This is a genomic window from Pseudoalteromonas sp. M58, assembly GCF_042604605.1.
Lineage (GTDB): Bacteria > Pseudomonadota > Gammaproteobacteria > Enterobacterales > Alteromonadaceae > Pseudoalteromonas > Pseudoalteromonas tetraodonis.
In genome coordinates this window covers 2,716,042-2,742,851 of sequence record NZ_CP152390.1, presented here as the reverse complement: position 1 = coordinate 2,742,851, position 26,810 = coordinate 2,716,042, and the positions used below count along the sequence as shown (strand labels likewise).

20 protein-coding genes and 4 tRNA genes are annotated in these 26,810 nt (G+C 40.8%); 20 read left to right on the top strand and 4 right to left on the bottom strand.

Going from position 1 to position 26,810, the window contains the following annotated elements; translation table 11 throughout:
* Positions 1-159: 159 nt before the first annotated feature.
* Positions 160-1,386, bottom strand: coding sequence for an ATP-dependent RNA helicase SrmB (srmB, locus tag AAGD16_RS12640; protein WP_013465810.1), 1,227 nt, complete (start codon positions 1,384-1,386; stop codon positions 160-162).
* 76 nt (positions 1,387-1,462) lie between these two features.
* Here srmB and AAGD16_RS12635 point away from each other — a divergent pair, with 76 nt between their 5' ends.
* Positions 1,463-2,161 carry a tRNA1(Val) (adenine(37)-N6)-methyltransferase gene (locus AAGD16_RS12635; RefSeq protein ID WP_377112170.1) on the top strand — a complete coding sequence of 233 codons (699 nt, stop codon included), beginning with the start codon at positions 1,463-1,465 and terminating at the stop codon, positions 2,159-2,161.
* A 94-nt stretch (positions 2,162-2,255) separates the two neighbouring features.
* Positions 2,256-2,714, top strand: a complete 459-nt coding sequence (locus tag AAGD16_RS12630; protein WP_016900533.1) for a DUF2147 domain-containing protein — start codon at positions 2,256-2,258, stop codon at positions 2,712-2,714.
* 47 nt (positions 2,715-2,761) lie between these two features.
* Here AAGD16_RS12630 and fldB read toward each other — a convergent pair whose 3' ends face one another.
* Complete coding sequence (gene fldB / locus AAGD16_RS12625; RefSeq protein ID WP_008467792.1) at positions 2,762-3,283, bottom strand: flavodoxin FldB; 522 nt, start codon at positions 3,281-3,283, stop codon at positions 2,762-2,764.
* Between the two features lie 105 nt (positions 3,284-3,388).
* Between fldB and xerD the strand changes: the two genes are divergently transcribed.
* The 18 genes from xerD to AAGD16_RS12535 all read left to right on the top strand — a co-directional run bounded on the left by xerD (position 3,389) and on the right by AAGD16_RS12535 (position 24,506).
* Positions 3,389-4,315 (top strand): site-specific tyrosine recombinase XerD, encoded by a 927-nt coding sequence (gene xerD, locus AAGD16_RS12620; protein ID WP_008467794.1) that lies wholly within the window; start codon positions 3,389-3,391, stop codon positions 4,313-4,315.
* 72 nt (positions 4,316-4,387) lie between these two features.
* Entirely contained in the window at positions 4,388-5,116 is a 729-nt protein-coding gene (dsbC, locus tag AAGD16_RS12615; RefSeq protein WP_138687022.1) for a bifunctional protein-disulfide isomerase/oxidoreductase DsbC, read from the top strand.
* Positions 5,117-5,199: 83 nt separating this feature from the next.
* Positions 5,200-6,921 carry a single-stranded-DNA-specific exonuclease RecJ gene (recJ, locus tag AAGD16_RS12610; RefSeq protein ID WP_377112164.1) on the top strand — a complete coding sequence of 574 codons (1,722 nt, stop codon included), beginning with the start codon at positions 5,200-5,202 and terminating at the stop codon, positions 6,919-6,921.
* Between the two features lie 145 nt (positions 6,922-7,066).
* Positions 7,067-8,165, top strand: a protein-coding gene (gene prfB, locus AAGD16_RS12605; RefSeq protein WP_096038752.1) for a peptide chain release factor 2 whose coding sequence is annotated in 2 segments (ribosomal slippage) — positions 7,067-7,141 and positions 7,143-8,165 — 1,098 coding nt in all. Because the reading frame shifts where the segments join, the coding sequence is not laid out codon by codon here.
* A gap of 26 nt (positions 8,166-8,191) precedes the next feature.
* A complete protein-coding gene (lysS, locus tag AAGD16_RS12600; RefSeq protein ID WP_008467803.1) occupies positions 8,192-9,727 on the top strand; it encodes a lysine--tRNA ligase in 1,536 nt (511 codons plus the stop codon).
* A gap of 354 nt (positions 9,728-10,081) precedes the next feature.
* Complete coding sequence (locus AAGD16_RS12595) at positions 10,082-10,264, top strand: hypothetical protein (RefSeq protein ID WP_013465804.1); 183 nt, start codon at positions 10,082-10,084, stop codon at positions 10,262-10,264.
* A 128-nt stretch (positions 10,265-10,392) separates the two neighbouring features.
* Positions 10,393-10,485 (top strand) — tRNA-Ser (locus AAGD16_RS12590).
* Between the two features lie 33 nt (positions 10,486-10,518).
* Positions 10,519-10,595 (top strand) — tRNA-Arg (locus AAGD16_RS12585).
* 58 nt (positions 10,596-10,653) lie between these two features.
* Positions 10,654-10,730, top strand: a tRNA-Arg gene (locus AAGD16_RS12580).
* A gap of 43 nt (positions 10,731-10,773) precedes the next feature.
* Positions 10,774-10,850, top strand: a tRNA-Arg gene (locus AAGD16_RS12575).
* A gap of 765 nt (positions 10,851-11,615) precedes the next feature.
* Positions 11,616-14,300 (top strand): TonB-dependent receptor, encoded by a 2,685-nt coding sequence (locus AAGD16_RS12570; protein WP_377112159.1) that lies wholly within the window; start codon positions 11,616-11,618, stop codon positions 14,298-14,300.
* A 73-nt stretch (positions 14,301-14,373) separates the two neighbouring features.
* Positions 14,374-15,150, top strand: a complete 777-nt coding sequence (locus AAGD16_RS12565) for a family 16 glycosylhydrolase (protein ID WP_024600785.1) — start codon at positions 14,374-14,376, stop codon at positions 15,148-15,150.
* Positions 15,151-15,200: 50 nt separating this feature from the next.
* Complete coding sequence (locus tag AAGD16_RS12560; RefSeq protein WP_024600784.1) at positions 15,201-17,729, top strand: glycoside hydrolase family 3 protein; 2,529 nt, start codon at positions 15,201-15,203, stop codon at positions 17,727-17,729.
* Positions 17,730-17,862: 133 nt separating this feature from the next.
* The gene (locus tag AAGD16_RS12555) at positions 17,863-18,846 is read left to right on the top strand and encodes a sensor histidine kinase (protein WP_029750249.1); all 984 of its coding nucleotides are present in this window, start codon (positions 17,863-17,865) and stop codon (positions 18,844-18,846) included.
* A complete protein-coding gene (locus AAGD16_RS12550) occupies positions 18,846-19,640 on the top strand; it encodes a LytTR family DNA-binding domain-containing protein (protein WP_024600782.1) in 795 nt (264 codons plus the stop codon). Before AAGD16_RS12555 ends, AAGD16_RS12550 begins: the two co-directional genes overlap by 1 nt.
* A gap of 565 nt (positions 19,641-20,205) precedes the next feature.
* On the top strand, positions 20,206-21,378 hold the full coding sequence (locus AAGD16_RS12545; protein WP_377112153.1) for an exo-beta-N-acetylmuramidase NamZ domain-containing protein: 1,173 nt from the start codon (positions 20,206-20,208) through the stop codon (positions 21,376-21,378).
* A 30-nt stretch (positions 21,379-21,408) separates the two neighbouring features.
* Entirely contained in the window at positions 21,409-23,049 is a 1,641-nt protein-coding gene (gene pbp4b / locus AAGD16_RS12540) for a penicillin binding protein PBP4B (RefSeq protein ID WP_377112150.1), read from the top strand.
* Between the two features lie 80 nt (positions 23,050-23,129).
* Positions 23,130-24,506 carry a Na+/H+ antiporter NhaC family protein gene (locus tag AAGD16_RS12535; RefSeq protein WP_214552771.1) on the top strand — a complete coding sequence of 459 codons (1,377 nt, stop codon included), beginning with the start codon at positions 23,130-23,132 and terminating at the stop codon, positions 24,504-24,506.
* 377 nt (positions 24,507-24,883) lie between these two features.
* Here the strand turns inward: AAGD16_RS12535 and AAGD16_RS12530 are convergent, their stop codons facing one another.
* Together AAGD16_RS12530 and AAGD16_RS12525 are read right to left on the bottom strand one after the other, a co-directional pair.
* The gene (locus tag AAGD16_RS12530) at positions 24,884-25,585 is read right to left on the bottom strand and encodes a HEPN domain-containing protein (RefSeq protein ID WP_377112146.1); all 702 of its coding nucleotides are present in this window, start codon (positions 25,583-25,585) and stop codon (positions 24,884-24,886) included.
* Positions 25,586-26,689 carry a DUF262 domain-containing protein gene (locus AAGD16_RS12525; RefSeq protein ID WP_377112143.1) on the bottom strand — a complete coding sequence of 368 codons (1,104 nt, stop codon included), beginning with the start codon at positions 26,687-26,689 and terminating at the stop codon, positions 25,586-25,588. It lies immediately after the preceding gene.
* Positions 26,690-26,810: the final 121 nt, after the last annotated feature.

Genomic DNA, 26,810 nt, shown 5'->3' with positions numbered 1-26,810 from the left:
TTTCATTCCAAGATTAACTATTTGAAATAACTTACTATTTTATTAATTAGTTATTCAGCTAAGTATTTTTTACATATTACTATGAATAGCTTACTCACTGTTTTTAAGCCACAAAAAAGCCGACAAACGTCGGCTCAATTAAATGTGTTAAAGCTAAAGCTATTTTTTCTTTTTAGCTTTGGCTTTTTTCTTTGCTTTCATTTTTACTGGATCTTTACGCTTTTTAACCGGTGGCTTGGCTTCTTTATGCTTTGGCTCTAATCCTTTAAATACACGGCGTTTTAGCTTTTGCTCTATGTAACGTTCTACTTTGTAAAGTATGCCAATGTCGTGCGCTTCAATGAGTGAAATTGCAATACCTTTTTTACCCGCGCGACCTGTACGGCCAATACGGTGTACGTATACATCTGCAGTGCGAGGCATATCAAAATTAATTACGTGGCTTATATCAGCTACATCAATACCGCGGGCCGCTACATCGGTAGCGACTAAAATACGGGTTTTGCCACTGTGGAAGTTTTCCATGGCTTTCATGCGTTTGTCTTGTGGCATTTCACCACGTAACCACGCAGCTTTTACGCCGTTATTAGTAAGCTCACCAATTAGGGTTTCAAGGCGCTCACGGGTTTTTACAAACACAATCGCTTTACTTACATCAGGGCCATTTAAGGTGTTAACTAATAGCTCTAGTTTATGGCGGTAGTCGTCGGCTAAATGAACCCATTGATGAATTTTAGCTTTTTCTTTGCGTGATGATTCGGCTTCAAGTAGCGCGGGATCGTTTAAAATACGCTCTGCAAATAATTCTACGCTGTCACCTTCAAGAGTAGCTGAGAATAAAAAGCACTGACGACGGTTTTTAGCTTCATCACAAATGCGCAGCATTTCTTTACGAAAACCCATGTCGAGCATGCGGTCGGCTTCATCAAGAATGAGCATTTCTACGTTTTCTGCATGGAAGTTTTCGGTTTCTAAATATTCCATTAAACGCCCAGGTGTGGCGATTAAAATGTCATTATTATTTTCAAAAATTTCTTTGTGTGTACCGTAGTTTATACCGCCGGTAACCACCCCAATTTTTAACTGGGTTTGTTTTGCAAGTAACTCACATTGTTCATGAATTTGATAAGCAAGCTCGCGCGTTGGGGTCATAATTAATACCCGTGCAAAACCCGGATCACGACGTGGGAAATCCATTAAATATTGAATTGCCGGAATTAAAAATGCCGCCGTTTTACCCGTACCTGTTGGTGCCGACGCTAAAATATCGCGTCCTTGCAACGCCTCAGGAATGGCTTGTTGTTGAATGCTAGTGGGGGTTTCATAGCCCATTTTATTAATAGCATTGAGTAGCTTATCATCAAGATCAAATTCAGAAAATTGCATAGAGTGTCAAAAATAGGGGACAATTGCCGTTAATTATACGCACTTAAACCTGCTTGGTGAATGAAAAGGTGAAAAAATGTCTGGTTTTGCATTTAAACAATTTAAGGTTGAGCACGACCAGTGCGCCATGAAGGTCTCTACCGATGGTATTTTACTGCGCGCATGGGCTGATTTAAGCCACGCAAATACGTTACTTGATATAGGAACAGGTACAGGGTTACTGGCTCTAATGTGTAAGCAACGAGCGCCACATTTAAAGGTGAGCGCGGTTGAAGTTGATGAAGCCGCCTACCAACAGGCTTTACAAAATTGCCAGCAAAGCCCTTGGCCGGATATTAGTATTTACCATCAGCCTATTCAGCAGTTTGAGGCTGCAGGTTTATTTGATTGTGTTATAGCTAATCCGCCTTATTTTAATCACAGTTTAAAAGGTGATAATGCAGCGCGAAATACCGCTCGCCATACCGATGGTTTAAGCTTTGCAGAACTGCTTGGTGCGTTTAGGCAACTAAGTCATCAACATTCGCGTTTTAATCTTATTTTACCCACTACTGAGGCGCAGTTATTTATAACATTAGCACAGCAGCAAGGGCTGTATTTAAATCGTCACTGCCAAGTACAAGCTATGCCAAATAAGCCCTTTAGCCGCAGTTTGATGACTTTTAGTTATGATGATGGCGAAGTAAGTAAAAGCACCCTATGCATAAGGGAGTTAAGTAATGCTTACAGTCAAGACTACATTGCACTGTGCAAGGCGTTTTATTTAAATATGTAATACCACGCTGTATGCCTAAAGCATTTTTACGTAGAGTGTTTTATAAAGGATTGTTAGTATGGCGCCATTATTGACTCATGTTTAAAGTAATCTGATGAATTTATTAACTAAAAAAACAAAAAAAATACTATTACTAGCCCTTTTAGCGGGCAGCTTATTTAACACCTCTGAGGTTTTTGCTAACCCCACACCGGTTGGGCTTTGGAAAACTATTAACGAAGAGACTAACGAGGCTAAGTCGTACGTGCGCATTACTGAGCAAGATGGCGTGCTGACTGGAAAAATTGAAAAAATACTCAATAAAGCCAAGCAAGATGCACTTTGCACCGAGTGTGATGGTGATAAAAAGAATCAGCCTATGTTGGGGATGACCATTATTGAAGATGTGACCTATGCGGGTGACGGTAGTTGGGAAGACGGTGAAATACTCGACCCAAATAATGGTAAAACCTACAGCGTGCGTTTAACACCGCAGCAAAATGGCGAAAAACTAGAAGTGCGCGGTTATGTGGGCTTTTTTTACCGTAACCAATACTGGTTAAAAGTAGAATAGTTAAGAATTAAAAAGCGCTGCATGGCAGCGCTCTTTGCAATAGTGAGTTATAGGGTTTCAGCGTACTCTGTCATCACTTGTTCTACCCACGTGGCAATACGCTCGTCGCTTAGCTCGTACTGACTATCTTCGTCTAATGCTAAACCTACAAACTGTTTACCGTCTTCGGTAAGTGCTTTTGATGCTTCAAATTCGTAATTACTGTCGTTCGGCCAAAAGCCTAATTGAGTAATGGCTTGGGCATTTATTTCGTCGTGAAGCATGCCTAATGCGTCTTGAAACCACTGGCCATACCCTTGCTGATCGCCCATGCCAAATAAGGCTATAGTTTTACCATTTAGGTCAACGTCTTTTATGTCGTCCCACTTTGATTCCCAATCTTCTTGAATTTCGCCAAAGTCCCACGTAGAAATACCAAAAATGATAAAGTCATATTGCTCAGCGTTTTTAAGCGGCTCGTCTTTAATATTATGTAAGCTGACAATGTCGGCGCCAATAATATCGCGTATTTTTTCTGCCGCCATTTCGGTATAGCAGGTAGTAGAACCAAAAAATAAACCAATCTGCATCGTATTTATCACTGTGTAATTGCCTGATATGATAGGCTCAAGTTTACCGTAAGGTATTTTTAATTGATACCTTCTCCCGTGGTATTACCAACATGAGATCACAACGTGACAACGCTATCTGACGATTTACCTGAACAAAATACTGAGCTAAGCAGCAATAGCGACTTTTTAGAAACCTTTTTAGATAGCCTCTATTTAGAGCAAGGCGTAAGTGAAAACACACTGAGCGCTTATCGCAGTGACTTAGATAAGTTTTGCCAATTTTTAAAAGGCGAAAGCTTAATGACGGTAACCAGTCTAGATGTTGAAAGTTACCTAGCACACCGCGTTGATTTAGGGCTAAAACCACGCAGCACTGCGCGAAGTATTAGTGCATTAAAACGTTTTTATCAGTACTTTGTGCGTGAAAAAATAATTAGCGACTCACCTATGGTCAATATTGCTCAGCCAAAGGCAGGGCAGTCGTTACCAAAAACGCTATCTGAGGCCGAAGTAGAAGCGTTATTAAGTGCGCCCAACATTGAAGAGCCAATGGGGCTGCGCGATAAAGCCATGCTGGAGTTACTGTATGCAACAGGCCTGCGGGTAACTGAGCTGGTGGGGCTTAGAATGGAGCAAATAAATTTGCGCCAAGCTGTGGTGTTTGTAAAAGGTAAGGGAAACAAAGAGCGGCTAGTGCCTTTAGGTGAAGAAGCTATGTATTGGCTCGAGCAGTTTTTAAAGCTCGGGCGCGCACAAATGATAAAACACGCCACCGATTTTGTATTTCCCTCTAAACGAGGGGTAGGCATGACACGACAAACTTTTTGGCATCGGATTAAACACTATGCTATTTTGGCATCTGTTGAGTCGCCGCTATCACCCCATACCTTGCGACATGCATTTGCAACGCATTTATTAAATCATGGGGCTGACTTGCGTGTGGTGCAGATGATGCTTGGCCACAGCGACCTATCAACTACCCAAATTTATACGCATGTAGCGAATGAGCGATTAAAATCGGTGCATGCTGAGCATCACCCTCGTGCTTAAGCGAATTTTTTTGTCACTAAGCCGGTCATATAGACACGATAAGATAAGTATTTTTAGGATAGAGAACCCGTTATGAAAAAATTAATGTTAGCAGGTGCCATGTTGTGCACTAGTTTGAGCGCTTTTGCTAATAGCGTTGCAGTCACTCTGGATGCTACAGATCCTATCGTGACGAAATTTGCCGCGCTAGGGGTGACCGTTAAACAAATTAATCCAAGCCCCGTTGCAGGCTTAAAAGAATTGATCACCAATAAAGGTGTGCTGTATGCAAGTCCTGACGGTCAATTTTTAATGCAAGGTACGCTAATCGATTTAAACAACCGTAGTAACTTAACCGAGCAAGCACTTAATGGTGTTCGCCAATCAGGGTTAAAAGAATACGAAGACTCAATGATTGTTTACAAAGCACCTGAAGAGAAGCACAGCATTACTGTATTTACCGATATTAGCTGTGGTTACTGTCGTAAATTACACCGTGAACTAGATGACTTACTTGATGCGGGTATTACCGTTAAGTATTTAGCATTTCCACGCGGCGGTCTGCAAGGATCTGGTTACGCTGATTTAATGAATGTATGGTGTGCGAAAGATCAGCAAGAAGCATTAACTGAAGCTAAATCGGGTGCAGATACCCAAATTGTTAAAGGCTGTAGCGCACCTGTTGCTGAGCATTATCAGTTAGGCCAGAGTTTTGGTATTAGCGGTACACCGGCTATTATTTTAGAAGATGGCACGATGATCCCAGGTTATCAGCCTGCTGCGGCATTAAGCGCAGCGCTTGAGGCTAACAAAGCGGGCTAAGCAATACCACGAGTATGTGTTTAAAAAGGCCTTAATGGCCTTTTTTTGTCTTATATCATGAACATCATAAGTTAAAAACTAGCATGAAAAAAATGATCATTGCGCGAGAACCCGTTGACGACTCTCATCTGCCGAGCCATCTTCACCCTGTTATTAAGCAAATTTATGCCACGCGAAATGTTTCCCATGCCGATGAGCTAAACAATAGCGCAGCTACACTCCACGACTTCAAACTTTTTAAAGATATAGACAAAGCCAGCCAACTGTTAATTGAAGCCCTACACGCACAAAGCAAAATACTTATTGTGGGCGACTTTGACGCCGATGGCGCAACCAGCACCGCCACCTTAATGCAAGGGCTGGCCATGTTTGGCTTTACCCACTTAGATTACTTAGTACCAGACCGCTTTAGTTTAGGGTACGGTTTAAGCCCAGCATTGGCTGAGCAAATAGTGACGATGCAGCCCGATTTAGTGATCACCGTCGATAACGGGATTTCGTGTATCGCAGGCATTGATATTGTTAAAGCCGCAGGCATTAAAGTGCTGGTAACAGATCACCACTTGCAGGGTGAACAACTGCCTAACGCCGATGCTATTGTTAACCCTAACCGCCACGATTGTGATTTTCCCTCTAAGTCGATAGCCGGTGTTGGTGTGGCATTTTATTTACTCATTGCCCTGAGAAGTGCACTGCGTGAAAAAGGCTACTTTAACCAACATCCTATGCCGAATATTGCTGATTTGCTTGATATTGTAGCGCTAGGTACGGTGGCCGATGTGGTGGCACTGGATGCAAATAACCGTACGTTAGTACATCAAGGCTTGGCACGTATTCGCAGTGGAAAAACTCGCCCAGGCATTACCGCACTGATTGAAGTGGCTAATCGCAATGCCGCGCGCTTGAGCGCCAGTGACTTTGGTTTTTCGCTTGCACCACGCTTAAATGCAGCAGGGCGCTTAGACGACATGAGTCTAGGCATAGCGTGTTTACTTAGCAACGACATAAATCAAGCAAGGCGCATAGCTGGCGAGCTTGATAGTTTAAACTTTGCCAGACGTGAAATAGAGCAAGGCATGCAAGTAGAAGCGCAAGCGGTGCTCGATAGGCTCGCCTTTAAAGAAGACAGTGTGCCCGATGCTATTTGTTTGTACCAAGACGATTGGCACCAAGGGGTAATTGGTATTTTAGCCGGGCGCTTAAAAGAAAAGTACCACCGCCCAACGGTGATATTTGCCGGTGGTGAAAACGGTGAAATAAAAGGCTCATGTCGCTCAATTGAAGGCTTGCATATGCGCGACTTACTTGAGGGATTAAACACCGCGCAGCCTGGTTTAATTAATAAATTTGGCGGCCACGCAATGGCGGCAGGATTAAGTATTAACGAGCAGCAATTTACTGAGTTTAAACGTGCGTTTGATAGTGCGGTCAGCGCGCAACTCAGTGAAGAAAGTAAACGCTGCATTGTATTTACTGATGGTGAACTACCTAACGACTGCTTTAGCATGGATTTTGCGCAATTATTAAAGCAATCAGGCCCGTGGGGGCAGCAATTTCCTGAGCCGATATTTGAACACACCTTTGAAGTGATACAGCAGCGCATTGTGGGTGAAAAACATCTAAAGTTAGTCCTTAAACACCAATCTGCACGTTTAGTTGACGCCATAGCTTTTGGCATTGATGTAAAAGCGTGGCCAGATACCGAGGCGCAGTTTGTTAAAGTAGCGTACCAGCTCGATATAAATGAATTTAGAGGTAAATTTAGCTTACAACTGATTGTAAGAGAGCTTGAAAAAGTGGGCTAAAAAATATCTTCAAACCATGCATAAAAGGCTAATAAAACGCGCGGTTTTTTGTTAAAATCGGGCGTTTTTATTATTTGATGATTTTTAATTGCGCTCAGTCTCTTTTTTAAGTGCGCAATAACCTAGCCATTTTGGAGTAATGTACATGTTTGAAGTGAATCCTGTGATTAATCAAATCAAGGAAATTCGCGAACGTACTGAACTGCTTCGGGGGTACCTTTGACTACGCTCTTAAACAAGAACGTTTAGAAGAAGTTAACGCCGAACTTGAAGATTCAGCCGTATGGAATGAACCTGAGCGCGCACAAGCCCTTGGTCGTGAAAAGTCAGCACTAGAAGCCGTTGTTGAAACCATTGACACCTTAGTGGCGGGTACTGACGACGTTGAAGGGTTAGTAGAGCTTGCTGTTGAAGCCGAAGATCAAGACACCTTTGATGAAGCACAAAGTGAACTGGCTGATTTAAATCAGCAGCTTGAAGGGCTTGAGTTTCGTCGTATGTTTTCAGGTTCTCACGATTCAAACGATGCTTACCTTGATTTACAGTCAGGTTCTGGCGGTACTGAAGCACAAGACTGGTGTAATATTTTACTGCGTATGTATTTACGCTGGGGTGAAGCAAAAGGCTTTAAAGTAGAGCTTGTTGAAGCGACCGATGGTGATGTTGCCGGTATTAAAGGCGCAACGGTGCGTTTTTCTGGCGAATACGCTTATGGTTGGTTACGTACTGAAACAGGCGTACACCGCCTCGTCCGTAAAAGCCCATTTGATTCAAGTGGCCGCCGTCATACCTCGTTTGCTTCTGCGTTTGTTTACCCAGAAGTTGATGACAACATTGAGATTGATATTAATCCGTCTGACTTACGTATAGACGTTTACCGTGCATCAGGCGCGGGTGGTCAGCACGTAAATACAACTGAATCAGCGGTACGTATTACTCACGTGCCAACTAATACTGTGGTGCAGTGTCAAAACGAGCGCTCGCAGCATAAAAATAAAGCCCAAGCAATGAAGCAGTTAAAAGCGAAATTATTTGAGCTTGAGCTACAACAGCAAAATGCAGAAAAGCAAAGCCAAGAAGACAACAAGTCTGATATTGGCTGGGGAAGTCAAATTCGTTCTTACGTACTTGATGACTCGCGTATTAAAGATTTACGTACCGGCGTTGAAAACCGTAATACTCAAGCGGTACTCGATGGCGACTTAGACAAATTTATTGAAGCCAGCTTAAAATCTGGTTTATAACCACCAAGCTAAAAAAGAGCTAAAAAATGACTGATCAAATCCAAGACGAAAATAAGTTAATCGCTGAGCGTCGCGGCAAATTAGACGCTATTCGCGCAAATTGCCCAGCCAACGGTCATCCAAACCAATTCCGTCGTGAGCATTACACGGCAGATTTGCAGGCTGAGTTTGGTGATAAGAGTAAAGAAGAATTAATCGAATTACAGCACGTAGTATCGATTGCAGGTCGTATTCTTGCTAAGCGTGGTCCGTTTATGTCTATTCAAGATATGAAAGGCCGTGTACAAGTTTATGCATCAAAAGACGTACAAAAAGATTTAAAAGCAAAATATGGCCAGCTTGATATTGGCGATATTATTGGTGTTAAAGGGCCGCTTAATAAATCGGGTAAAGGCGATTTATACGTAGATATGGCTGAGTACGAACTACTGACTAAGTCACTTCGTCCACTTCCTGAAAAATTCCATGGCCTATCGGATCAAGAAACGAAATACCGTCAGCGTTATGTTGATTTAATTACTAACGAAGCAACGCGTGAAACATTCCGTATTCGCTCACAAGTGGTTGAAGGTATTCGTCGCTTTTTAGCAGACCGCGATTTTATGGAAGTAGAAACGCCAATGCTACAGGTTATTCCTGGTGGTGCATCTGCGCGTCCATTCGTAACTCATCATAATGCGCTTGATATCGACATGTACTTGCGTATTGCGCCTGAGCTTTACTTAAAGCGTTTAGTAGTAGGTGGTTTTGACCGTGTATTCGAAATTAACCGTAACTTCCGTAACGAAGGGTTATCAACGCGTCACAACCCAGAATTCACCATGATTGAGTTCTACCAAGCGTACGCTGACTACATTGATTTAATGAACATCACCGAAGACATGTTACGTACAGTTGCAACTAACGTATTGGGCAGCCCAATCGTTGTTAATACGACTAAAGATGAAAACGGTGAAGTGATTGATTCAGTAGAGTATGACTTTGGTCAACCGTTCACACGTTTAAGCATGAGCGACGCAATCTTAAAATACAACCCTGAGTTTGATGCTGCGGTATTTAACGACCCAGAAAACCACTTTGAAGAATTAAAAGCGTACGCTAAACAAGTACACGTTAAAATTCCTGAAAACTGCGTATGGGGCCCAGGTAAGTTCTTATGTGAAATATTTGAAGAGACGGCTGAGCATATGCTTATCCAACCTACATTTATCACAGGGTATCCGTGGGAAGTGTCTCCACTTGCACGTCGTAACGACGAAAACCCATTTGTAACTGACCGCTTTGAATTCTTTGTTGGTGGCCGTGAGCTTGCAAATGGTTTCTCTGAGCTTAATGATGCACAAGATCAAGCTGAGCGTTTTTCTCGCCAAGTTGAAGAAAAAGACGCAGGTGATGATGAAGCAATGCACTACGACGAAGACTACATTCGCGCGCTAGAGTATGGTTTACCACCAACAGCCGGTGAAGGGATTGGTATTGACCGTTTAGTCATGTTGTTTACTGACTCATCAACTATCAAAGATGTTATTTTATTCCCACATATGCGCCCACAAGCAGACTAAGCTTGAAGGAATAAACTAAAAAATTATCAACGCCGCTAACTAGCGGCGTTTTTTTTGCCCTATTGTTTGTGAGACATTGCCTAAACTTCACATTAGGGCTTTTAATTAATAAGTACTACACTGATAATGAAGTGTAAGTATAAAAGTAAATTAATCTTTAATTCAGCTTCATTATCATAAAGTTGCTTGACTGCTTAGCAACATTACAGCAGTGCTATAACTTTTTGGTATGATTGTTTTTTAAACATTATGTTGTATTTATGTGAATTTTTTAGCTAAAATGTGGCCGAAATTTATACACGGTCATTCTTAGTCGTAAAAAATAAAAATTTCTAAAGGACTTAGAGAAATAATATGAAAGCTAAACGAGTAGAATCTTTACCTGATGAGAACACTACAGAGCAACAGCGAGAAGCGTATTATCGCGCGTGTATTGCCGAGTTTCAGAAGTTAGGCTATCAAGAGCAATACCTTGCTGAACTTACGGACGAACTAGTGCCAGTGATGGGTGTAAATTCAAGCACCCCAAACACCTAACCTGATTATTTTTCAAACTAATTACACTTTAAAACCAGGCATGTGTGCAATCTATAGCCATATAGTCACTTTTGTCAGAAAAGTGTTTGACATATTTTCTGAAATCTTTATTATACGCCCCACAAGACGGAGAGGTGTCCGAGTGGCCGAAGGAGCTCCCCTGCTAAGGGAGTATAGAGTTTGTAGCTCTATCGAGGGTTCGAATCCCTCCCTCTCCACCATTTTTAAATGGCGCATCTTGTAAAATAAAGTATGGGCGCATAGCTCAGCTGGATAGAGTACCTGGCTACGAACCAGGCGGTCGGAGGTTCGAATCCTCCTGCGCCCACCATACTTTACTCTCTTTTAGAGAACGCTCTGCTTAGAGTTAAAACAAGCAAAATGAAAGTGGGCGCATAGCTCAGCTGGATAGAGTACCTGGCTACGAACCAGGCGGTCGGAGGTTCGAATCCTCCTGCGCCCACCACTTTCAACTCTCACTTAGAGTTTAAATAAGTAAATATGAAAGTGGGCGCATAGCTCAGCTGGATAGAGTACCTGGCTACGAACCAGGCGGTCGGAGGTTCGAATCCTCCTGCGCCCACCACTTTCATAAATAAGCCGACATTAAGTCGGTTTTTTTGTGCCTGAAATAAATCAAAGCGTGGATGTGGATAGAGTAACCTACTACGAACCAAGCAGTCGGAGGTTCACTCTTAGAAGATACGTCCTGCGCCCACCACTTTCTATTACTATTAAAGTTAATAGAAAAGAAACCGACGAAAGTCGGTTTTTTTATGTCTGAAATTTGAGAAAGCTTTCAGATATCAGTTAAACCTAATGATACATACTGCCAAATCTTCCATTCAGTCACTTCTCTAAAAGCGCAGCGCCTCGTAACCTTTTTATGAGTAACGCCCTTAAAAACTTAAATTCACAAAGAGAAATGAAAGAGGGATAAATGAGAAGTTCAAAATCACCATGAGTATTTAAATGCCTGTAAGCTACGTTCTATAAATAATACCACCGCCAACTTTTCAATGTAGATGTGCCGCTTCTTCTAGCTACGAATCAGGCAGTCACAGGTTCACCCTTACAAGAGATATCCTGCGTCTACCGCTTTTATAAATAAGCCGACACTAAGTCGGTATTTTTGTGTCTGAAATAGAGTCAAAAAGCTAAACTACGAGGAAAATACTTGATGTTTATCTGGCTTTAGCTTCAAAAATTAGAAGGTGATTTCGGTTTGTATTATATCTAACTCGTCTTGGCGTATTTGACTAGTAATAAAAATAATCGATATGGATACTATGAGACTGTTAAATAAAAGTAAAAAAGTTTAACGTTTACACACACATCCAAAAGGTCAAACATGCACACAATAAATAAAACAACACTATCAATAGCCGTTGCGTTGGCTTGTTCAATGCCATTGAATGCTCAAGAAGCTTCCGCGGATAAGGAGCAAGCGTCAGAAAAAGAAACAGTTTCATTAGAAATCATTTCGGTAACAGCAACTAAGCGCAAAACAAGATTAATGGAAACACCTGTTGCCATTACAGCATTAACTGAAGCCGAGCTGAAAAGAAACGGTGTTAATAGCGTTAAGGATATTGCTAACTTAGTCCCTGGCTTAGATATTTCAACTGCAACAGATCAAGCTGCGCCGGTTATTTCAATGCGAGGTGTACGCTCTACTAATATTACTGAGCTTGGCGATCCGGCTGTGGGTGTTCACCTTGATGGTATTTACTCACCACGTATGCAAGGTGCCCTTGCATTGATGTACGACATAGACAGAGTTGAAGCACTAAGGGGCCCACAAGGCACCCTATTTGGTCGTAACTCAACGGTGGGTAGTATTAATGTTATTTCAGCAAAACCAGAGTTTACCGGTTTATATGGCAACGTCAGTATTGAAGCGGGAAACTTTAATAGTAAAAATATTGATGCAGTCTTAAATATTCCTATTAATGATGAATTTGCCGTTAGGTTTTCAGGAAAAGGCTTGAAACGGGATTCTTATTTAGAGGGGTATTACGATCCTAACCAATATGACTCAAGACGCTTAAGCGACGATATTCTTAATGCGCCAGTAATCTCTGAAGACTCTTATCAAGGCGTGGGTCAAACAATTACCCAACGAGAAAACTGGTGGATAGATGGCGCTGGCACAGATCCAGAAGCGCAAAAAGTTCGCGCGCTAACACCGGCTGATAAAAGCAATTTTTACAATAATGCTGATGAATATTCATTTAGAATTAGCACCTTGTGGGAGCCTTTGGACGGCAATTTTTCAAACCACACTGTTTTTCAAAAGTATGTAAATGACAGCAATAACAACCTAGATTTAGTTAACTGCGATAAAATTCGTGGCAGAAGTGCTGAACTAGGGGGAGACTGCACTAACTTTTTACCCAGCGATAATACTTATCAGGCGGTTGTAAATGTGCCCGGTAAGCTTAATTTAGATATCACGTACTTAAGAAACACCCTTAATTACAACATAAACGATGAATATTCACTTGTCTGGTTATTGGGCTATGAAGATATGGAACGCTCTTCAGCACAAGATAGTGAAGTAGGTTTAGACCCTTGGGATGGCGCAACTTACTTTTTAGACGGCACTGGCGCAGAGTCTTTTTCAACTGAGCTGCAAATACAATCTGATGAATATGGCGACTTTATCTGGATTGCAGGTATTAATTACTTTCATGAAAGAACAAAAACCTTAGGTTATTACGATAATCCTATGGATGACAAAGCGTTTTGGGATCAACCCGATCGTTCTACCGACGCCCTCGCATTATTTGGTCAAGGTACATACAACTTAACTGAAAAGTTACACCTAACACTTGGCTATCGATTTAGTGATGAAACAAAAGAAGATAAAGGCGGAAAAACCTATCGCTGTTCTAATGCTGATGGCTGCGCCGTAGGTTGGTTAAATAGAACTGATTTAAATAACCTTCCTGTTGACTACTACGAAGATCCTTCTATTTATGCGTCATACTTTGAAAACGACAATAAGGGAAGTTGGAAACACCATGATTTTCGTGTTGGTTTAGATTATGACATTTCACCTGAAACCATGGTTTATACCTATCTTGCCAGTGGCTTTAAAGCCGGTGGTATTGGTGATGTTTACGAAGTGGTAAATGACAGAACCGGTGACGTTACTCGTTTTGAAACCAAGTTCGACCCAGAAGAAGTACTAACATGGGAATTGGGTGCTAAATCGAGCTTTTTTGATAACTCATTAAACCTAAAAGCCGCATTTTTCTACACAGATTACACCGACATGCAATACGCATCAGTGGGCTCTATTGGTAACGTAGAGCGTTTATCTGTGGTAGAAGATGAAGATGGCTCTCCCGTTTTAGACGGTAATGGCGAGCCTGTACTCGATTTTCAAAACAAGCCAGTTATAGCTTACTACACACAAAATGTCCCTGGCTCAACAATAAAAGGGATTGAGCTTGAGTTTGATTGGAAGCCGTATCCAAATGGTCGAATTAGTGGTTACGTAACGTGGACTGATGCAAAAGTTACTGAAGATTGGAATACTAAATGGGATTACGACGCGGAGTATCTGTTTGATATTTCTTATGAAGAATCAAAAAATCCTGAAAATACCCTGTTAGCTACCAATCTTAAGGGGAATAATTTAGCAATGACCCCTGAGTTTACCGCCAATATCAGTTACACACATACACTCAACTTAGGAGAGTATGGTTTTGTTCACGCATGGTTAAATGCCAGTTGGAAAGATGAGTCGTACTCAACGGTATGGAATGTTGATAAACATTTAGATGACATGGATTTTCAAGTGCCAGATGAAGCAACAAAATATATCGATGATAGCCGCGATGCGTTTGCCGTATTTAACGCCTCTATTAAGTATGAGCCGCAAGGACAAAACTGGTTTGCAGAAGTGTTTGTTAATAATGCTTCAGATGAAACTATTCAATACTGGAATAATACTGGTAAGGGGATCCCAAAAGGCAGCTTTGGTATGCCGAGATACTACGGTATGAGAGCGGGTTTTTCATTCTAAATAACCGAGTAAAAGTTACCCTCCTACAGGCTAAAGTACTGTAGGAGGTGCTTGATTAAATAAGGATTTAATAATGAAAACGAAGTTAATTTCAACCTTAGTTGCTGGCCTTATAGTTATTTCACCCGCCACATACGCTAACTATTTTAAAGACGATTTTTCGTGGGGATTTGACACAACTCTTTGGAGTGCACGTAGTGGCGATAATGGCTCACCTTTTGGCTGCGAATTTGTCCCAAGAATGATTAACCCAAGTCAACACGGCATCACCCTTTCTCTGTCACAAGGTGCATGTGCTGAGCTGCAAAGTAATCACTTTTATAGTTTTGGTAAGGTACAAGGCAGTGTTAAGTCGGGCAATATCGCCGGTACCGTGTCTTCTATTTTTACTTATACCTCATGGTGGGATTCGCCAGGACGCGCATGGCAAGAAATAGATATCGAACTATTACCTTCTTTAGGCAATGTTGTTCATACCAATGTGATTTACCAGCCCCAAGGAGGCACGTATCAAAGTTGGGAAAAGGATATCGATTTAAGCCAGTTTGGGCTTGATTACAGAGAAAACTTATTAACCATTGGCTTTGATTGGTCAAGCTCATCAATTCGTTGGTATCTGTACGACTCACAAGGAAACGAGAAAACAATTAGAGTGATGTACAAAGACAATGGGGATGGCGTAATAGCCGATAATGAAATTCCCGGCTATGCATGGCCAATTGATAAAACAAAAATAATGATTAACCAGTGGAATGGTGACAACTCGACTCAAGGGAATTACTTTCCGGGTCAATACTACGACAGCCCTTCATGGGCATATTATGATTTTATTGAATATATTCCACACTAAATTAATCAGTCCGTATTTTATAAAACAGTATTTAATCTCGAAGGTTTTAAATGTCGAAAATAAAACACCCTAAATTATTACTTTGCTTATTGCCTGTTTTTGGCATGTTCAACTGTCAAAATGTATTGAGTGCAGACAATCAGCAAGTTAACTGGCCTTATGTGAATACGCAACTTAAGCGTGATCCAGCCGTTGAAAAACAGATTGATAAACTGCTCGCAACAATGACTTTAGAGCAAAAAGTGGCGCAAATGATCCAGCCAGAAATTGGTTATTTAAGTGTAGAGCAAATGAAAAAGTATGGATTTGGCTCTTATCTAAATGGCGGAAATACTGCCCCTTACGGAAATAAACGAGCGGATCAAGCTACTTGGTTAAAATACGCAGATGAAATGTACCTAGCCTCTATGGATTCGACCATAGATGGTATTGCGATCCCGACAGTATGGGGAACCGATGCCATGCATGGGCATAGTAATGTGTATGGCGCTACGTTATTTCCGCACAATATTGGCTTAGGAGCTGCGCATGATGCTGATTTAATTAAACGCATAGGCCAAGCAACAGCAAAGGAAGTATCTGCCACAGGGATTGAATGGAGTTTTGCGCCTACTGTTGCTGTAGTCAGAGATGATCGCTGGGGCAGAACTTATGAAAGTTACTCAGAAGACCCTGAATTAGTTAGGTTGTATGCAGGTAGTATGGTGACCGGTATTCAAGGTGACATAGGCGCTGACTTTTTAAAAGGCAGTAACCGTATTGCCACCGCTAAGCACTTTGTGGGTGATGGTGGCACTGAGCGAGGTGTTGATCGCGGAAATACCCTTATCGATGAAAAAGGATTAAGAGATATTCACAGCGCAGGTTATTTTTCTGCTATTAATGAAGGCGTGCAATCAGTGATGGCATCCTTTAATAGTTGGAATGGCAAACGTGTACATGGCGATAAGCATTTATTAACGGATGTACTTAAAAACCAACTTGGTTTTGATGGGTTTTTAGTAAGCGACTGGAATGCGCATAAGTTTGTAGAAGGCTGCGATTTAGAGCAATGCGCCCAAGCCATAAACGCAGGTGTTGATGTAATCATGGTGCCAGAGCATTTTGAAGCCTTTTATCATAATACTGTTAAGCAAGTGAAAGAGGGGGTAATAGCCGAATCAAGAATAAACGATGCGGTTAGACGCTTTTTAAGGGCTAAAATCCGCTGGGGGGTGTTTACAAAGGGTAAACCATCAGCGCGACCTGAATCACAACACCCGCAGTGGTTAGGCGCTAATGAGCATCGCACTTTGGCAAGAGAAGCGGTTCGCAAGTCACTCGTTCTATTAAAAAACAACGAAAACGTTTTGCCAATTAAAGCGCATAGCCGCATCTTAGTTGCCGGTAAAGGCGCCAATGCAATCAATATGCAAGCCGGTGGCTGGAGCGTTTCTTGGCAGGGCACAGACAATACTAATAGCGACTTTCCAAATGCGACCTCTATTTATGCAGGTTTAAAGTCGCAAGTATTAAAAGCAGGCGGTGAAATAAGCTTAAGTGAGTCTGGTGACTATAAAACCAAGCCAGATGTAGCCATTGTTGTTATTGGTGAAGAACCTTATGCTGAGTGGTTTGGTGATATAGAAATGTTAGAGTTTCAGCATGAAAGCAAACACGCTCTTGCACTGCTGAAAAAACTTAAGGCAGACAATATTCCGGTAGTCACCGTATTTTTAAGTGGTCGCCCGCTTTGGGTCAATAAAGAGCTCAATGCATCAGATGCCTTTGTTGCTGCATGGTTACCAGGCTCTGAGGGTGAGGGAGTTGCAGACGTATTACTAACAGATAAAAACGGTAACAGTCAGTTTGATTTTAGCGGTAAGTTGAGTTTTTCGTGGCCTAAATACGACGACCAATTTAGCCTTAACTTAGGCGATGTAAATTACGACCCGCTCTTTGCCTATGGCTACGGGTTAACTTATCAAGACACAGTAAACATACCTGTTGTGAGTGAAACTACAAGCCCTAAAAAAATCGTTAAAAGCGATGCACACCCATTGTTTGTAAAAAGTTTAGCTAAAAATCTCACTTGGGCGTTAGCTGATACAACAGCAAAGGTTTTAACTAGTGGTTCATCGGCCACCAGTGGCGATAAAAAAAGTTTGTTAATGCAATCGGTTAATTTATCGTATCAAGAGGATGCAAGGCAGTTTAAGTGGCAATCTCAATCCTCAGATGCAACGCTTAGCCTAAGTTACTTAAAACCTACGCTACTCGAACGCAAATTTAAATCAGGTTACCTTGAACTAAAGATGCGATTAGATAAAGCTCCAGAGCAAGGTGCCCAGTTACAAGTAATGTGTAATTTAGATAACTGTTTAAGAAGTATTGATTTTTCATCGTTTGAAAAAACAATGGCAGATAAGCGCTGGCATACTTTATCAATCGCACTCAATTGCGCCGATAGCGAACTGATTGAACAATCTATGTCAGATGTAATTCGTATTTCAGCTCAGCGTTTAAGTTTAGCAGTTGCAGATATCGCGTTGACTGCAAAACCTAATAATGACGCATTATCAATCACGTGCTCAAAATAAATAAGGCAAAGGCAGTTGATAATAAGTAAGCTATTCAACTGCCTTTAAAGTTGGACGTATTAATTTGAATTCCAAAAATCCCAGAAGTCATCTTTTCTGGTTGTTTCAGAGCTGCGGTTGGATTGTGTATGCAATGCTGACCGAGCTAATGATAAAAATACCAAGCGACGAGCCATGGTCGATACACATTCCGCATTTAATTATTGATGTAGCGTGTGGCTTTTTAATCACCTTGCTTTTAAGAAGGGCTTATAACTGCTCAAATAGGCAAGGGATTAAAGTTAAAATAGCACTGCATCTGGTGCTGCTGTTAACTGCCACATTAATCTGGACACAAATTAAATGGGCGTCTTTGCAGTGGTTATATGGCAATTGGTGGCTTTCAATGACATGGTTTGACTTTGGTACATGGACGTCTGCATCGTTAACTATGCTCTCAACATGGACTGCTTTTTATTACGGGATAAAAATATATCTCGACAATTTAGAGCAAACTCAAAAAGCCGCAGAAGCGACACACCTAGCTAAAGAGTCACAGCTTAAAATGCTTCGATATCAGCTTAATCCGCACTTTATGTTTAACAGCATTAATGCTATTTGCACCTTAATCTTAAAAAAAGAAAGTGTGCAGGCAGTGAATATGCTCGAAAAGCTTTGTGATCTTCTGCGCCATAGTTTGTATACCGATCCGCTTGAAAAAGTAGCGATTAAAGAAGAAATTGCCATATTAAAAACCTACTTAGATATAGAGCAATGTCGATTTACTGACCGGTTAGAGGTTAATATTAACGTTGATGAACCATGCAACGATTTATTAATACCTTCTTTATTAATTCAACCATTGGTAGAAAACGCGTTAAAACATGGTATGCGCGCAGATCAAAAAATGGTGATCACAATTAAAGTTGAAAAAACAAAAACCGCATTGCTCATTAAGGTTGCAGATACTGGTAAAGGGTTTGACGATAATAAAAAATCGAAAAGGGGCATTGGCTTGGCTAATTGCGAGCAACGCTTAAAATTAATGTATGGAAATAGCCATCGCATTGAGAAAGGCAATGGCAAATTAGGCGGCGCATGGCTTTGTATTTCTCTTCCTATTAATGGTTTGCAATAATGATTCAATTAAAAACATTACTTGTTGACGATGAATACAGCGCTATTGAAGGGTTGCGTATTCGTTTAGAGGCCTTTGCTGAAATTGAAGTGATTGGCAGTGCACAAAGTGTTGATGACGCTATTAACGTACTTAACAAACATGACGTTGATTTAGTGTTTCTAGATATAGAAATGCCAACAAAATCAGGCTTTGAACTAATTAAATATTTTCAACCAGAAAGCTGTCCAGCGGTTATTTTTGTTACTGCGTTTCACCAGCATGCCGTTAAAGCATTTGAGGTAAGAGCCCTTGACTACTTACTCAAGCCCGTTAAGTTAGCTCGCCTTGCAGAAGCCATAGAAAGAGTAGTAAAAACAGAGCAACTCCACAGAAAAAATACATTGATTGAAGTACACCAATCGCTGATAGAAAACGAACATCAAGAATTAGAAAGCTCAAAAAACTCAGAATATAAATTTGAAGCCGAAAACTTAGTCATCCAAGATGCTAAAAACCCAATTCAAATAATTCCGTTTAAAGATATTTTATGGATTGATGCCGCAGGCGATTATATGTGTGTTCATACACTGGCTGAAACCCATGTAATGCGTGCGCGTTTAAAAGATCTTGAAAAAAATACCTTACCAGAAGACTTCTTACGCATACATAAATCAACGATTGTTAATTTAAGCCATATCAAACAGCTCAACCCATTACGTAATTCTGAATATATGGCGGTGTTAGATAACGAAAAAACACTCAAGGTAAGTAGAACGTACAGTAAAAACTTAAAGAGCTTAATAAAACAATAACGGTGGTTTTTTGGTAACACCACCGCCAACATTATCAATGTGGACGTAGTGCTTGCTTACGTTAAAAGCGTCGCTTTTGATTTATAATGTTTCAGTCACTTCTCTAAAAGCGCAGCGCCTCTTAACCTCTTTGTGAATAACACTCTTAAAAATTTAAATGCACAAAGAGAAATGAATGAGGAGTAAATGAGACGTTCAAAATCACCATGAGTATTTGAACGCCAGCAAGCTATATTTTAGAGATAATATTATCGTCTATTTTCAATGTGGACGTAGAGCTTACTTACGTTAGAAACACAGTTTCTCATTGCTAAAACCTGAAACCTGCGCGAGGTAAACTCCCGCCTACAATATAAAAATTGCGCTTGCAAAAGGCTCGGTGTTTTATTTTTATTACCTGACCGCTGACCGCTGACCGCTGACCGCTGACCGCTGACCGCTGACCGCTGACCGCTGACCGCTGACCGCTGACCGCTGACCGCTGACCGCTAATTCTTAAAACCTAAGCTGCTCTTTAAACTTAGCTGTGTTATTTTAAATGCCTTGTTTAAAAGGATCTTGCTGTATGTTTAAAACCGTGTTTTTTACCTTCTTTTTTATACTAAGCGCACTTTTTACCGTTGCTACACATGCAAATGAGGCTAAACATGCAATCGCCGTTGGTGCAGAGCAATTTGCTTTGTATGCACCCCAATTAAAAAACAAACGTGTAGGGCTGGTGGTTAACCAAACCTCTCTTGTGGGGCAAACGCATTTAGTTGATAGCTTGTTGGCTAAAAACATCAACATCACTAAAATTTTTGCACCTGAGCATGGCTTTCGAGGCGATCACGATGCCGGTGCTCATGTACAAAACGCCGTTGATAGCAAAACTGGTATTGCGCTTATTTCTATTTACGGTAAAAACAAAAAGCCAACCCCCGAGTCATTGCAAAATGTAGATGTAATTATTTTTGATATTCAAGACGTGGGCGTACGTTTTTATACCTACATAAGCTCTATGCATTACATGATGGAAGCCGCGGCCGAGCAGGGTGTTGAATTTATAGTACTCGATAGGCCAAATCCTAATATTAGCCACATTGACGGCCCATTATTAGAAGCAGAATTTAAATCGTTTGTGGGTATGCACCCAATCCCTGTATTACACGGTATGACGGTAGGCGAGCTTGCTAACATGATCAAAGGTGAGGGGTGGATCAATCAGGCTCGTGATTTAAAGCTAAACGTGATCCCTGTTGCCGGCTACACCCGCACAACACCATATAGTTTGCCGGTAAAACCAAGCCCTAATTTACCCAACGATCAATCAATTGCGCTTTATCCATCACTTTGCTTTTTTGAAGCCACTCCTATTAGTATAGGTAGGGGAACTGACTTTGCCTTTCAGGTTATTGGTTACTCGCCAGTAGCACTTGGGGACTTTAGCTTTACCCCGCGTTCAATAAAAGGCGCAGCGCTTAATCCAAAGTTTAAAAACCAAATGGTGAAAGGGATTGATTTACGCCATAGTAATATCACAGGCTTAAACTTAAATTATTTAATTAATGCTTACCAGCAGCTTACACAGGCTAAGCAGGTGTTTTTTGAACGTGCCGATTTTATGGATAAGCTCGCAGGAACTGATAAATTAAGGCTCGCCATAGAAGCAGGGCACTCAGCTGAGGAAATTAAACAAAGTTGGCAAGCCGGGCTTAAACAGTTTAAACAGCAAAGAGCGCCTTATTTGCTGTATTAATAAAAGGGATGCGTGCATTGGGCTTTAAAAATGATAAATAATAAAACGTACTATAAAGTAGTTATATTGCTGCTGAGCATTATTATTGCTGGCTGTAGTCGCTCTACAGCAATTAAATCAGAGCGCCCTTTAACGGTTAATCATATCAACGCGTTAGCTAATGCGCAGGTGATTGCTACCTTTCCTGAGCCAAATCCCAGCAGCAGAGAATATGTAAATAACCGCGGCACTTTTAAAGCCTACCGGGGCCGTGGACAACTATTGCTACAAAATGTCAGTGCGGTTAGCGCCGATATATACATCAATAATAAAAAGCTCTCTCTTAATGAGCCTTTACGCGCTAACACCGAGTACGACTTTAATTTAGGGCACTATACGCATAACGGCGTGAACACCTTTAAGGTAGAGAATATTCAACCTGCTGGCGGCAGTTTAACCCTGCGCTTTGCATTTGCTACCTTAGAAAATACCGCCACAAAAGAAATCGACTTTAGCCAAGTTGATACCTTAATTGAAAACGATATAAAAGCAGGCTTTCCAGGAGCAGTACTAGCGGTTGTTAAAGCGGGTAAGGTATTAAAATTAACCGCGTATGGCGATGCAAAACAATATCAGCAAAGTGATTTAATGCTTCTGCGCCCAGAGCCTATGCAAACCAATACCTTATTTGACTTAGCCTCAAATACTAAAATATTTGCTACTAACTTTGCATTAATGAAGTTGGTCAGCGAGGGGCAGTTAAACATAAATCATACGGTGCATTCATACCTAAAAGAGTATCAGGGTAATGGCCGAGAGCACCGCCAAGTAAAAGACTTACTAACTCATAGTGCCGGTTATCCGCCAGTGTTTGATTTTCATCGAAAAGACACCGCTTACGGCGATGCGTATTTCTCACAAACAAGCGAAACCACTAAACAGCTATTATTAACAAGTGTGCCATTAACCGCTGAACCTACAGCGCCGCATGTTTACTCTGATATTGATTACATGATTTTAGGTGTTTTAATTGAGCGAATTAGCGGCCAACCTCTCGATGAATACCTAGAGCAGCATATTTACGCGCCTTTAAAACTCAATAACACCTTATTTAATCCGCTTAAAAAAGGTTTTAATCGTCAGCAGTTTGCTGCCACGGAGCTTAGCGGTAATACTCGAGATGGGCGTATTCATTTTGATAATATTCGCACCAATGTACTGCAAGGGCAGGTGCATGACGAACGTGCTTATTATTCGCTCGATGGTGTTGCAGGCCATGCGGGATTATTTAGTAACGCTCCCGATTTAGCTGTGCTGTGCCAAGTGCTACTTAACAAAGGTGGTTATGGCGATACGCAAATTTTTAACGCCAGTAGCTTAGCGCAATTTTTAACGCCACAAAGCAGTGATGAAACCTACGGGTTAGGCTTTCGTCTTGCGGGAAATAACCAAGCGCGGCGCTGGCACTTTGGCCCTTATGCCAGCGCTCAGGCCTATGGCCACACAGGGTGGACAGGCACAGTCACCGTGATTGATCCGGCTTACGATTTAGCCATTATTTTACTCACTAATGCGCGGCATACTCCTATTAAAGGCACTGAAAAGCGCTATCAATTCGTAGGGAAAAATTTTGAAACAGCGCAATACGGCTCTATTGTGTCGCTTGTTTATGAGGCATTATTAAATCAATAAGCGTTAGTAAGTGACTTAAGTGCTTATATCTATTAAGTTAAGTAAAGCGTCGTCATTATAAAAATAAGTAAGGTTTGTTTATGCATTGGTATTCTATTTTACCGCCACTGATTGCCATTGCTATCGTGTTTTGGCGTAAAGAAGTGATTATGGCTCTTTTGGTGGCAGTGGCTTCATCAGAGTTTTTACTGGCCATTCAGGGCGAAGGAAATAGCGTATTTAATACATTTTTAAATACCATAGAGCGCATTATTTCGGTAGCAAGTTCCCCCGGTAATACCCGTATACTCATATTTAGTATTTTAATAGGCGCATTACTGGCCTATATTCGCGAGTCTGGCGGTGTTGCTGCTACCGTTAATTTGCTGATGAACAAAGGCGTTGCTAAAAGTAAGCGCCAAGTAGGCTTTTTAACTATGTTTACCGGCGTAGCGGTATTTATAGAGTCAAACTTAAGTGTGCTTACCTCGGGTATTTTATCTCGCGGTCTGTTCGACAAATTTAAAATGAGCCGCGCGCGTTTAGCCTACATAATCGATAGCACCAGCGCCCCTGTGTGTATTTTAATATTACTAAACGGCTGGGGTGCATTTGTACTGGGCTTGTTAGGTAATTACGAATTAGGCGAGTCGGCGGTATCGGTATTGTGGGGCAGCGTAGGCTATAACTTTTACGCCATAATCACCCTGGTTATTGTTTTTTATACTATTGCGTTCGATAAAGTACATGGCCCAATGAAAGTAGCTGAACAAAAACTAGAGCTACAAACAACCGAACTAAAAGAAGAAGTAAAAGGTTCTAAAGCACGCTTTATGCTAGTGCCATTGCTTACGTTGATTGTGAGCATGGTCGGTTTTATGTTTTACACCGGTAACGGCGTACTTGCCGAGGGCAGTGGGTCAAAATCGGTATTGTACGCCACCGTTTTAGCTATTGTTGTAGCCTATTGTTTAATGATTGGATCGCGCCAGTTTACCCACCACCAATTAGTCGATACTGGCTTTAAAGGCATGGGTGAATTACTCCCACTGGTAAGTATTGTATTGCTCTCGCTCACCTTGGGCGCAAGTTTAAAAGAGCTAGGTACAGGCGTGTTTGTCGCATCTTTGGTTGGCGATTACTTACCGATATATTTAATAGTGCCAGTGCTATTTTTAACTGGCGCGGTTATGTCGTTTACTACAGGTACATCGTGGGGCACATTTGCCATACTTATCCCCATTGGCGTACCGCTTATTCAAGCGCTTGGTTTACCGCCATCGCTGGTGGTAGGCGCTATTTTAGGTGGCGGCATATTTGGCGATCACTGCTCCCCTATATCCGACACCAGCGCAGTATCAGCCATAGCCTCAGGCTGTGACTTACTCACCCACGTTAAAACCCAGTTACCTTATGCGTTAGTAGGCGGCGGCCTAACGTTTGTAGCGTACCTAGTAACGAGCTTAATTGTTTTGTAGGTTGGGTAGAGCGTAGCGAAACCCAAAAAGTGAGTGAGTTTAAAGCCAGCTTAATCGCAGGCTTTTTTGTCGCGCTGGCCCCTCTCTGGACTCTCCTAGTGCCACCCGAGCATCACGCTTAATCCTTCAAACCGTAATTGATGTGAACGTAAATGGCGAAGATAGGCCATCCACGGCCTAGTTTAGCCTCATCGCGCATCCATGCGCGGTATTACTCATCAATTACTTATTTTCAGGGCGTGATGACGGGGAAAGGGTGTTAAACGTGAGGTTAGCTTTAGATCTCAGCAAGGTGCAAGATCTGTCTCCACTTATTATCTAAAACTATTGTGATGTGAGAGTTGTATTTGAGGTATTTATAAAGCGGATAAAAAGCTTTACATACAAGGCCAGCAATCAGTACCAGATACTTTTGATAACTCAGTAAAGTTTATTCTATCAAGTAGGTTTATTAACTTTCTTAAATTGTGCAAATGCCTTTTTATATCAATATAAGTTAGGGGTGGAGGGGTCTGGTGAGATATTGATTCTCGTATACTAAGAAAAGATGCCAGCTGATCTTTTATATTGCTACCAGATCTTTTATTTAGCATAGTAAATATGTCTGATATACCAATTCTGTTATAAATTATTTTCAAATTTTTAATTGATGGGTACTTATTTGTACCTAATATAACACCTGCTCTAATGTTTTCTTGAATTGGGCCTTCATCAAGCATTATGTCGTAAATATGTTTACTTCTACTTATTTTCTCTAAAGTTTTCGCTTCATCACCGTTGAAAATAAACTGTTTATATAGCTCTTTTTGTTCTCTAAGTAATGACATTAAGCGTAAGTTTATTGGTAGCTTTGTTAGCGGAATCATATTTTTTTTGCATTCAAAAATATAATCTTCAAAAAAATTTTTGTTATACTCCTCAACTCCTGCGCATATTGAAAAAATAGCCGATTGAAATATTAGATTTTGATGCTCATAACCAAATCCAGACTTTTTATAAGAAGCCTCCTTGCTAAGCCTTAAAAGCTTTGTACTAAGCTCTTCAAAATTTAATCGAGCTCTACTTTTGCTATAGGGCATTTAATTTTTAAACCTAGCTATAAAATCTCTAAATATCCTAATCCTGTTAATAACCGCTATTTTGTCAGTAGTTGCTTGTCCAATGTATTTGGCGAAATCTTCTTCATGAAATAACAAGGAAAGTTTGGCTATTATTTTATCTCTATTTTTTTCTAGTTTTTTTAGATCACCTTCACTGAAGTTTAATTCATATATGCTTACCATTTGAGCATCGAATAACGCTGCATTAAATTTAGGTTTGACGCCTCGCTCATTAAATGTTTTGAATGCAAGCTCACCAAAAATTCTAAAACATGTATTTAATGATAGATCGAATGTTTCCGTGAGGGACTCTAATTTTTTCCTATCAGTTTGCTTATTTCTCTCAGAGTAAGAGTTAATAAAACCTGTCATTGGCTTTTGATAGTTTCTCCAATCATCACATAATGATAGAAACCTTAGGATCAACTCATCACTTTTCATTCTTTTATCAGCTTTTAAACCTGATATACTTTTCCATAATTTATTCTTTGATAGTTTTTCAACTAAAGTCATTAAGGGGCCATGGTATATACCATGTCTTAATTCCTGAGCATTTAATTTAACTGAACCAGTATTTAATCTTTCAAAAACATCAAACTTTATTTGTGGATGGGTATCTTTAAGAATAACTATACACCTTATTGTTCTATTCAATATGTGTCGTTGAAAGCGGGGATCTAACTCACTAAATTTAAACCCTTCAAGTTCAGGGTATGCTGTAAGGCCCTGCAAAGAGAAATCTTCACTCAAAAAAAGGTTTATACTATTTAAACGTTGATTCCCATCAATCACTGCAAGTGTTTCATCTGAATTTTGTGCTAAGAAAACGACAGGTATGGGGCATTGAATTATTAAGGATTCAATTAACCTTGAAGCTTGCGATCTGTTCCAAACATAGCCTCTTTGAAACTGAGGAATCAACATATGACCATTAGCAATGTAATCGTTAATAGTTGATACAGTGAAATCGTAGGTCTCAGTATTCAATTTTCTTTTTTCAGGCGGAATATTAAGTATTTCATTTTCAGGCGGAGAAATATCTGGAAAAAGCTTATCTGCTAGATTAGATGATTTGTTTTTCATGGAGTCCCTTAAGTGAAAAGCTTAATTTATACAATGATATTAACCTATACCAAAGAAAATAAACATAATTTGTATGGAAGTAACTAATGTTTCGTTATAAATATTTTCTTATCAATCTTAC

Coding starts and splice junctions, on each gene's coding strand:
- AAGD16_RS12595 (WP_013465804.1), top strand. CDS start 10,082: ATGAAAGCTAAACGAGTAGAATCTTTACCTGATGAGAACACTACAGAG.
- AAGD16_RS12635 (WP_377112170.1), top strand. CDS start 1,463: ATGTCTGGTTTTGCATTTAAACAATTTAAGGTTGAGCACGACCAGTGC.
- AAGD16_RS12560 (WP_024600784.1), top strand. CDS start 15,201: ATGTCGAAAATAAAACACCCTAAATTATTACTTTGCTTATTGCCTGTT.
- AAGD16_RS12545 (WP_377112153.1), top strand. CDS start 20,206: ATGTTTAAAACCGTGTTTTTTACCTTCTTTTTTATACTAAGCGCACTT.
- fldB (WP_008467792.1), bottom strand. CDS start 3,283: ATGCAGATTGGTTTATTTTTTGGTTCTACTACCTGCTATACCGAAATG.
- AAGD16_RS12565 (WP_024600785.1), top strand. CDS start 14,374: ATGAAAACGAAGTTAATTTCAACCTTAGTTGCTGGCCTTATAGTTATT.
- pbp4b (WP_377112150.1), top strand. CDS start 21,409: ATGATAAATAATAAAACGTACTATAAAGTAGTTATATTGCTGCTGAGC.
- AAGD16_RS12550 (WP_024600782.1), top strand. CDS start 18,846: ATGATTCAATTAAAAACATTACTTGTTGACGATGAATACAGCGCTATT.
- AAGD16_RS12535 (WP_214552771.1), top strand. CDS start 23,130: ATGCATTGGTATTCTATTTTACCGCCACTGATTGCCATTGCTATCGTG.
- dsbC (WP_138687022.1), top strand. CDS start 4,388: ATGAAAAAATTAATGTTAGCAGGTGCCATGTTGTGCACTAGTTTGAGC.
- srmB (WP_013465810.1), bottom strand. CDS start 1,386: ATGCAATTTTCTGAATTTGATCTTGATGATAAGCTACTCAATGCTATT.
- AAGD16_RS12570 (WP_377112159.1), top strand. CDS start 11,616: ATGCACACAATAAATAAAACAACACTATCAATAGCCGTTGCGTTGGCT.
- AAGD16_RS12530 (WP_377112146.1), bottom strand. CDS start 25,585: ATGCCCTATAGCAAAAGTAGAGCTCGATTAAATTTTGAAGAGCTTAGT.
- lysS (WP_008467803.1), top strand. CDS start 8,192: ATGACTGATCAAATCCAAGACGAAAATAAGTTAATCGCTGAGCGTCGC.
- AAGD16_RS12525 (WP_377112143.1), bottom strand. CDS start 26,689: ATGAAAAACAAATCATCTAATCTAGCAGATAAGCTTTTTCCAGATATT.
- AAGD16_RS12555 (WP_029750249.1), top strand. CDS start 17,863: ATGCTGACCGAGCTAATGATAAAAATACCAAGCGACGAGCCATGGTCG.
- AAGD16_RS12630 (WP_016900533.1), top strand. CDS start 2,256: ATGAATTTATTAACTAAAAAAACAAAAAAAATACTATTACTAGCCCTT.
- recJ (WP_377112164.1), top strand. CDS start 5,200: ATGAAAAAAATGATCATTGCGCGAGAACCCGTTGACGACTCTCATCTG.